The organism is Citrobacter sp. GW821-FHT02E08 (assembly GCF_059421685.1).
In genome coordinates, this window is the sequence record NZ_JBWKVL010000029.1 from 1 (window position 1) to 7,986 (window position 7,986).

The 7,986-nt window shown below is 44.5% G+C and carries 9 protein-coding genes and 2 pseudogenes; all 11 read left to right on the forward strand.

Translation table 11 applies throughout. The features are described 5' to 3' along the window. The coding region (locus tag AC07UY_RS21460; RefSeq protein WP_494701910.1) for an RHS repeat-associated core domain-containing protein at positions 1-1,500 on the forward strand (1,500 nt) is incomplete at its 5' end. Positions 1,501-1,517: 17 nt separating this feature from the next. After that, entirely contained in the window at positions 1,518-1,904 is a 387-nt protein-coding gene (locus AC07UY_RS21465; RefSeq protein WP_494660611.1) for a DUF6258 family protein, read from the forward strand. A 141-nt stretch (positions 1,905-2,045) separates the two neighbouring features. Continuing rightward, complete coding sequence (locus tag AC07UY_RS21470; protein WP_494660610.1) at positions 2,046-3,164, forward strand: RHS repeat-associated core domain-containing protein; 1,119 nt, start codon at positions 2,046-2,048, stop codon at positions 3,162-3,164. A gap of 97 nt (positions 3,165-3,261) precedes the next feature. Beyond that, positions 3,262-3,705, forward strand: coding sequence for a YbbD-related protein (locus AC07UY_RS21475; RefSeq protein ID WP_494660609.1), 444 nt, complete (start codon positions 3,262-3,264; stop codon positions 3,703-3,705). Between the two features lie 293 nt (positions 3,706-3,998). Continuing rightward, positions 3,999-4,382 (forward strand): DUF6258 family protein, encoded by a 384-nt coding sequence (locus AC07UY_RS21480; protein WP_494660608.1) that lies wholly within the window; start codon positions 3,999-4,001, stop codon positions 4,380-4,382. Between the two features lie 5 nt (positions 4,383-4,387). Beyond that, a complete protein-coding gene (locus AC07UY_RS21485; protein ID WP_494660607.1) occupies positions 4,388-5,347 on the forward strand; it encodes an RHS repeat-associated core domain-containing protein in 960 nt (319 codons plus the stop codon). Continuing rightward, positions 5,344-5,796: a hypothetical protein gene (locus tag AC07UY_RS21490; RefSeq protein ID WP_494660606.1), complete on the forward strand. Its 453-nt coding sequence runs from the start codon at positions 5,344-5,346 to the stop codon at positions 5,794-5,796. The genes AC07UY_RS21485 and AC07UY_RS21490 overlap by 4 nt, the downstream gene beginning before the upstream one ends. 22 nt (positions 5,797-5,818) lie before the next feature. Then, positions 5,819-6,214: pseudogene (locus AC07UY_RS21495) on the forward strand (RHS repeat-associated core domain-containing protein); the annotation flags it as partial. Between the two features lie 247 nt (positions 6,215-6,461). Continuing rightward, on the forward strand, positions 6,462-6,635 hold the full coding sequence (locus tag AC07UY_RS21500) for a hypothetical protein (RefSeq protein WP_494660605.1): 174 nt from the start codon (positions 6,462-6,464) through the stop codon (positions 6,633-6,635). Further along, positions 6,632-7,105 carry a hypothetical protein gene (locus AC07UY_RS21505; protein ID WP_494660604.1) on the forward strand — a complete coding sequence of 158 codons (474 nt, stop codon included), beginning with the start codon at positions 6,632-6,634 and terminating at the stop codon, positions 7,103-7,105. Before AC07UY_RS21500 ends, AC07UY_RS21505 begins: the two co-directional genes overlap by 4 nt. A gap of 18 nt (positions 7,106-7,123) precedes the next feature. Beyond that, positions 7,124-7,651, forward strand: a pseudogene (locus tag AC07UY_RS21510) (RHS repeat-associated core domain-containing protein); the annotation flags it as partial. Positions 7,652-7,986: the final 335 nt, after the last annotated feature.

Below are 7,986 nucleotides of genomic sequence, written 5' to 3' on the forward strand. Positions count from 1 at the left end.
GAACGCCGGTACGGTTACGACGACAACGGGCGCTTAATCAGCGCGGTGCAGCCGGGGCTTAACGCGGACTACCGCTACGACCCGGCGGGTAACCGGGTGGACGGGGAAGGACGCCAGCAGTTCGACAACCGCCCGGCAAAAGACAGCCAGTGGCAGTATGAATACGATGCGTGGGGCAACCTGATTAAAAAGAGCAATGAGCGGGAGAAGCATCTTTACCACTACGACCTGCGGCACCGGTTAACGGGCTATGAGAAACAGACTCCGTCGGGAGCCATCACCCGTGCGACCTACCGCTACGACCCGTTCGGCAGGCGCATCAGCAAAACAGTAAAACGCAATAACCAGAGCGACACCACGCGCTACGGCTGGGATGGGGACAGGCTGGTGCAGACGGAGAAAAACGGCCAGAAAATGTACACTCTCTACGAACCCGGCAGCTTTACACCGCTGCTGAGGGTGGAAAGCGAGGGCGGAGACGAAGCGTATACCCCTCTGGCACAGAAGTTACAGCAGCACAGCCAGATACCGTTTACCGCGCAGGAGTATGAAGACATGGAGCGTCTGGAGGACGAACTGAGGACCGGAAACCTGTCGGAACGTAGCCGCAACTGGCTGGAATTTGCGAATATCCCTGCATACCTGATGGCGGCACAGCTTGACCCTCTGCCGGTGGCGAATATCCGAAAAATTTATCTTTATCAGTGTGACCACCGTGGCGCGGCGGTGGCGCTGATAAACCGGGAGGGGCAGACAGAGTGGAAAGCAGAGTCGGACCCGTGGGGAGAAATCCTGTCGGAGGAGAACCCGCACAATATTGAACAACCGCTGAGGCTGCCGGGTCAGTGGTATGATGATGAGTCGGGACTACACTATAACCGGCACCGGTATTATGATCCGGCGCAGGGGAGATATATTACGCAGGATCCGATTGGGTTGGCGGGTGGGATGAATTTCTATCAGTACCCACTGAACCCATTGCTGAGTATTGACCCGCTGGGTCTGGCTGCTAATCAGCAATGCCCGATAGACCCTGTTACCGGGCAGCCTGTAGGACGATTTATTTCAGATTCACGGGGAAATATTATGATGGAGCCGGTTGGTGGCTCAACGGGCCCATACCCGGCTTCGAACCTTAATAGCCCAGATACGCATACATTTTATGAAAATGGGTCAAATGCGTACAGGTTGAATCCTCAGGGGCATGCTAACGTACCTGAACCGCATGCACACGCGCATCTGCCTGGCACTGGACCATATACTAAAGGACAAGGAGCTTCACTCGGCGTTGAAGGTAATGTTGTGAATCGGAATAGCAGCGCAGCGCATTTTAGCATTAAAGGTCTAGCTGGCATTAGTGCGCTGGAACCGTTATTGCATATGTTCACACTAAGATCGTGTCGTACGGGTTCGTTTTCACAATGCTATTGTGCATTATCAGCTGAATACGAAATGGATTCGGACTCAGCTGATAATATGTGTTCTGGACAAATGTATTAAATTTAAAGGTGAATGTTATGATAGATCGTATTTATTTAGGTGACAGGGCTGTGAAAGGGATTGAAATCGATAGCTGGAAACGAATTGTCAGAATAAAAATTGATGTTATATCAAGATTAAAAAAAGGTGAGGTAGGCTGGGGGTATTATGATAAAGAGGATATTGAGGATGGATATTTGGTTTTTTCAGATGTAATAGATTTTCAAATGCTTCCTTTGGGAGTAATTCCGGATGATTACATATTAAGTTTTTCTACGCGAGAAAATGAAAATGGACATTTCATTTCAATTATGTGCGCAGGTGCGAGCACTTCTGGTGCACTCGGTAATACATGTGAATGCGAAATTAAGATTGAACATGATAATTCTTGGCTTGAGAATAGCTTAAAAGAAAAAATTGACTGAAGCCAGTACAGCCACACCCTGAGCTGGAGCGATGGCCGCGACACCACCCGGGCAGAATACCTGTATGACGCCCTTGGCAGACGCATCGGCAAGCGCACCGTTGTGCTTAACTCGCAGGGCCATCCCCGTGAAGAGCCCCGAATGACCTGGTATGGCTGGGAGGGTGATAACCTGGTGCTGACCGAGCGTGACGGGCAGCGTATCCATACCGTTTATCTGCCCGGAAGCTTCGTGCCGTTGCTGCGTATCGAAGGGGATATTCCGGAGCCAGTGCAGACGCTGGCCGACACCCTGACACAGGACTCTGGTATCACCTTCACCCCGGAGGTGACGCAACAACTGCATCAACTGGAGCAGGAGCTACGCGACGGTGAACTGAGTCCGCACAGTCAGCAATGGCTGGCCGTCTCACAACTGACGCCAGAACGCCTGCTGCCGCTGCTGAAACCGTTGCCGGAGCCGACAACGCCGACGGTTCATCTGTACCACTGTGACCATCTGGGCACCCCGATTGCCATGATAAACACGCAGGGCGGCACTGACTGGCGGGCGGAATTTGACCCGTGGGGCAACCAGGTGGACGGCAGTAATCCGCAGCGCCTGTACCAGCCCATCCGTATGCAGGGCCAGCATTATGACGAAGAGTCGGGGATGCATTATAACCGCTACCGTTATTACGACCCGGCACTGGGGCGCTATATCAGTCAGGACCCGATAGGGTTGAAAGGAGGGATGAATCTGTATAACTATCCGTTGAACCCTGTATCAAAAATAGATCCGCAAGGGTTGGATGTAAGCGAAGCATTAGGGCCATTTGTTAATTCTCCGGGGATGCAGTCTGCTGTATCTGATGCAATGTTTAGCGAACCTTGGTATATGAATGCAGACACTTACGAAATTTTAAATACAGGACTTAATGATATGGAAAGATTAAAACTTAAAGATTCAGATCAGTTTTTCCATTGCATGGCATTTTGTCGTGTGTCGAAATCAAGAAAAGCAAGTATTAATATAGGAGCTTTTCTTGGAGGTATAAAAGAAGGAAGAGATTTTTTATTAAACAAAGTAGGCATGTACGGCAGAAAAAAACTTTCGGATGAGGATATGATAGCTGATAATCTAGCCGATTTGGCTGTAAATCATCATGGGATAACATGTGCAGCAGAAACGAGTTGTTCGGATCGATGCTCGACTTACTTGAACCCAGAGCATAAAAAAACCAAGAAAATTTTACAACAAGAAGGTTACATTGATTATTAATCTAAAAAAAATGTTCAAGATGAGAAAATTTATTTTTCTCATCTTGATTTTTATAGTGCTATTGCTGATTTTTTTTGCGAATAATAATCGAGTTGGAATGACCAAGTATGATCTTTACTCTGAAATCACTAAAAGTGATGGTATTCATACATGGTTACCTGATTTCTTTCCAAAATCTGCTAGAAATATTGCTTTCAAAGCAAACGTTGAAGATGATTATTTTTTAATTACATTTTCTCTGAATGAAAATGATGCTCTAGATTTTGAAAAACAGTTTTTTATTTCCACATCGGAAAGAGGTGATGAATATATAAAAGAAGAAGAACCACATACAATAAAGCGCTGGTGTAAGTCAGGAAGAGTGCCTGAGCAAGGAAGCGAACAAAGTCTATATTTTACAGCTAAGTTAAGCGGTAGTGATTATGTCTATCTCATCACTGGATTTCCATATAAGAAACATAGTCCATATTTTGAACAGACACCTATGTTACTAAATATATATTGCGATCTATCAAAGCAAAGAACTTCACAACTGCAATAGCAAGTGGAGGATGGTCAAAGCGAAGCGCGACATGAAACGCCACGGATTTAACAGATACCTCAGAGTCATTTAAGATGACTTAAATGGAACAGTAGTGCCGCACACTTTAGTATTAAAGGACTTTATGGACTTAGTGTTATACAACCATTACTGCATATGTTCACCCTGAGATCATGCAAAAGTGGGACATTCACACAATGCTACTGTGCTCTATCCAATGAAGGCCAAATGGATTCAGATTCAGCAGATAACATGTGTTCAGGTGAAGTGTATTAACTTAAAAGGTAATAATCATGATTGATAGACTACATTTAAGCGAGAGAGGAATCACTGGGCTTGAAATAGACAGTAGAAATTTAATTGTCAGAGTTAAAATAGATTCAATATCTAGATTACCTGTGGGCAGCAATGAATGGTCATATTATGATGAAGAAGATCTGGATAATGGATATCTTGTTTTTTCTGATGTGTTTTTCCTTGAAGTCTCCCCAGCAGGAATCATCCCTGGGGATTACATAATTGAATATGAATTAGTTGAAAAGCATACAAGCTGGGAGTTTACAATCATAACCGTCGGCCAACCAAATAGAGTATACAAAGGCGATAAGGAGAGCACTATAAAAATAAAATTTCACGATTGCTGGCTGGAGAACAAAAATAAAGAAAGAGTACCGTAATATATGTGAAACCACCGCATGGTGAACGATGCCCCGACGGAAGCGTGGCGCGAGATGGCGAACTGAGTCCGCACAGTCAGCAATGGCTGGCTGTCTCACAACTGACGCCAGAACACCTGCTGCCGCTGCTGAAACCGCTGCCGGAGCCGACAACGCCGACGGTTCATCTGTACTACTGTGACCATCTGGGCACCCCGATAGCCCTGATAAATACTCAGGGCGGCATCGACTGGCGGGCCGAATTTGACCCGTGGGGCAACCAGGTGGACGGCAGCAATCCGCAGCGGCTGTATCAGCCTATCCGCATGCAGGGTCAACACTATGACGACGAGTCGGGCATGCATTATAACCGCTACCGTTATTATGACCCGGCACTGGGGCGCTATATCAGTCAGGATCCGATTGGGTTGCGGGGTGGGTGGAATGTATATAATTATCCTTTGAATCCAATCACAATGTCTGACCCATTAGGGTTGGTATTTAGGGTTGAGGGAGATAGGGAAAGTTTTGACTCAGCAATTAAGTATCTAAAACAAGATGCAGAGATGAATAAGATAATTACCGCATTGGAGAATGATAGTAAGCATACTGTGGTTGTTAGTTGCAATAGTGAGCACGATAATTCGTTTAATAGGTTGACAATGAGAATTCATTGGGATCCAAAATCTGCTATTTTTTGTGACAGTAATGCAGGGTTGAATGGGAAATTTGATTTTAAAAATGGTACTCAAGTACCCGCATTCGGATTAGGTCACGAAATATCCCATGCGCATGCCTTCATAACAGAAGGGTATAAGGATTTTGTTAGCCGTACTCGCACCCCTGATCCAGATTACGATGATTCTGAAGAGAAGCGAGTAATAACTGGCGTTGAAACACATGCTGCAAAATCGTTAAAACAATGTGTTAGGAAAAACCATCGAGGTTTTAGCTATCATGTACAGGGACCGTTGGAGTATTTATGAGAATTTTTTTTATTTCATTTCTGCTTTGTTGTTTTGGAAATGTGTGTGCGGATGATGTCGATGTTATATGCAATACAAAAAATATAAATAAAATGGAGGTGATATATTACCCGACATTCATTTTAAATAACATTGCAACAACAAAGGAACAGTTAAAACTTCGATATATATATAAATTTGAAATAAATAACATACAAGATACCCCTTATCAAGAAGAGATAATGCGAATTCTCCGCATTGACTACTCCGAGAAAAAGAAAGATAGTGATATACGCTGGGGGGTAAACATCAGTTCTGAAGGCGGCGGGAGGTGTAGTCTGTATTTCGATGCTTTCGGAAAATGCGGAAAAATAAATGATGTTGATGTGTGCTTCAAAAATAATAAAATAATAGATTGGGTTAAAAATAACATACCAATATTTATGCAATATGATAATGATGTTCAGTGATTGGTATGCCAAAGGTACACTGCAACAGTGGCTGGCAGGCTGCGGCCTGACGGTAGAGCAGATGGTCAGGCAGATGGACCCGGTGTATACCCCGGAGCGAAAAATCCACCTGTATCACTGTGACCACCGCGGCCTGCCGCTGGCGCTTATCGATGAAAACGGCAGCATGCCGTGGAGTGCGGAATACGACGAATGGGGAAATCAGCTGAATGAGAATAACCCGCATAATCTGACGCAGCTTATTCGTCTGCCGGGGCAGCAGTATGATGAAGAGTCCGGGCTGTACTATAACCGCCATCGTTACTATGATCCGTTACAGGGGCGGTATATTACTCAGGATCCGATTGGGTTAAGAGGTGGGATTAATCTATATAGTTACCCTCAAGATCCAATGCGTAATATAGATCTTCTTGGATTAAATCCAATAATTATAGCCGGCCTATGGGGGGCGTTTAATTTTCTTTCCACAGCTACAATTGCTCAACAATCGTCACAAACCAAAACAGACCAGTATGGACGGCGTGTTGATCCAGATTCAGAAAAATTAACAGAGGAACATAAAGCTGGAGTAAATCCTGGAGGAAATTGTACTCCTCAGGATTTAAATGATTTACAAAATGAAAAAAAACAAAATGTGCAATCAATCTAGGGCCTGTAGTCCTCAAATGCCGAAAGAAGAACTTTTGAGGAGATTTGAAATAAATATGACATGTGGTTCTATAAGGAAGCAAATAAACAAGCAGTGTTTTTCTGGAGGTGATGAGATTCACATGAAAGAAGAAAGTGAGGCTTATGGCGTTGGGGCTGTATGCAGTCGTTATGCAGGATTAAAAAAATGAATTTTGATAATCATGATGAAATCCTGGAGGATTTAATTAATGCTTTTCCTAAGTTACCAGTGGTGAATATTCCAATCGAAGTTCATGACGCTTTTGAGGGACGTGTGGTATATGATTTTTTTCATGGAAAAACTTGGGCTGATTTGGCCATGGAGATCAATTTTTCTGAATGTAATGAAGCCTTGGAGAAAGGGGTTTTATATCTTGGTTTAAGTGAATTTAAATATTACATGCCCTTTTATGTTTATGGGGCGCTACTAAACGATGGTTGGGCTTTTGAATATTCTTTCTTTTTACATTATTTGACTCCTGGTGTTATGGACGACACTTCATTTATTTCATTTATTGATGGCTTTGATGATGTCCAACAAAAAATATTATATGAATTTGTTTACTATAAGGCTAAATCAAAATTTGATTTACTTGCAATAGATGCTTTTGAATCGTATTGGATTTTACACCAAGAATAATGCGACGTTCTGTTAAGTGTGCACAGCCAGCAATGGCTGGCGGTCTCACAACTGACACCAGAACGCCTGCTGCCGCTGCTGAAACCGTTGCCGGAGCCGACAACACCGACGGTTCACCTGTACCACTGTGACCATCTGGGCACCCCGATAGCGCTAGTAAATGCCCTGGACGGCATCGACTGGCGGGCCGAGTTTGACCCGTGGGGCAACCAGGTGGACGGCAGTAATCCGCAGCGGCTGTATCAGCCTATCCGTATGCAGGGCCAGCATTATGACGACGAGTCAGGCATGCATTATAACCGTCACCGTTATTACGACACGTCACTGGGCCGCTATATCAGCCAGGATCCGATAGGACTGGCGGGGGGATGGAATCTCTACAATTATCCGTTGAACCCGGTTACAGATACAGATCCTTTGGGGTTAATAGAAGTTCTTCCAGGCCCGATACTTTTCCCAGTCCCATGGTCAAATAGCCCTGCACAGAAGGAGGCCAATGATAATGCTGCAAAAGCATTAACAAAATGGTTGAATGAAGTATTTAGTGATAGTGAGGAAGAAGAATGCCCTCCATGCAATCCACCTGCGGGAGAAAAATATAATATTGATATTCATTATCAGGCTCATACAGGAAGAGGTTTAAATGATGGTTCTCATGGATGTGAAATTCTAACTGGAAACCCAACGCATTGGCATTATGATGTAAATAATCAGAATCCGAAAACATGTAGATGTTACCCCCAGGAACATGTTTTTGGCGGATGTGGTACACCTTAGTGTCTACTGGCACATGATCTTGAACCTTGATCTTACCCGCGAATAGTGGACACGCGACTAAGTGAGTAAACTCTCAATCAGAGGTGACTCATGACAAAACCAGT

Excerpts from the sequence above, each read along its gene's own strand:
- AC07UY_RS21480 (WP_494660608.1), top strand. The coding sequence starts at position 3,999 with ATGATTGATAGACTACATTTAAGCGAGAGAGGAATCACTGGGCTTGAA.
- AC07UY_RS21500 (WP_494660605.1), top strand. The coding sequence starts at position 6,462 with ATGCCGAAAGAAGAACTTTTGAGGAGATTTGAAATAAATATGACATGT.
- AC07UY_RS21490 (WP_494660606.1), top strand. The coding sequence starts at position 5,344 with ATGAGAATTTTTTTTATTTCATTTCTGCTTTGTTGTTTTGGAAATGTG.
- AC07UY_RS21505 (WP_494660604.1), top strand. The coding sequence starts at position 6,632 with ATGAATTTTGATAATCATGATGAAATCCTGGAGGATTTAATTAATGCT.
- AC07UY_RS21475 (WP_494660609.1), top strand. The coding sequence starts at position 3,262 with ATGACCAAGTATGATCTTTACTCTGAAATCACTAAAAGTGATGGTATT.
- AC07UY_RS21465 (WP_494660611.1), top strand. The coding sequence starts at position 1,518 with ATGATAGATCGTATTTATTTAGGTGACAGGGCTGTGAAAGGGATTGAA.
- AC07UY_RS21470 (WP_494660610.1), top strand. The coding sequence starts at position 2,046 with ATGACCTGGTATGGCTGGGAGGGTGATAACCTGGTGCTGACCGAGCGT.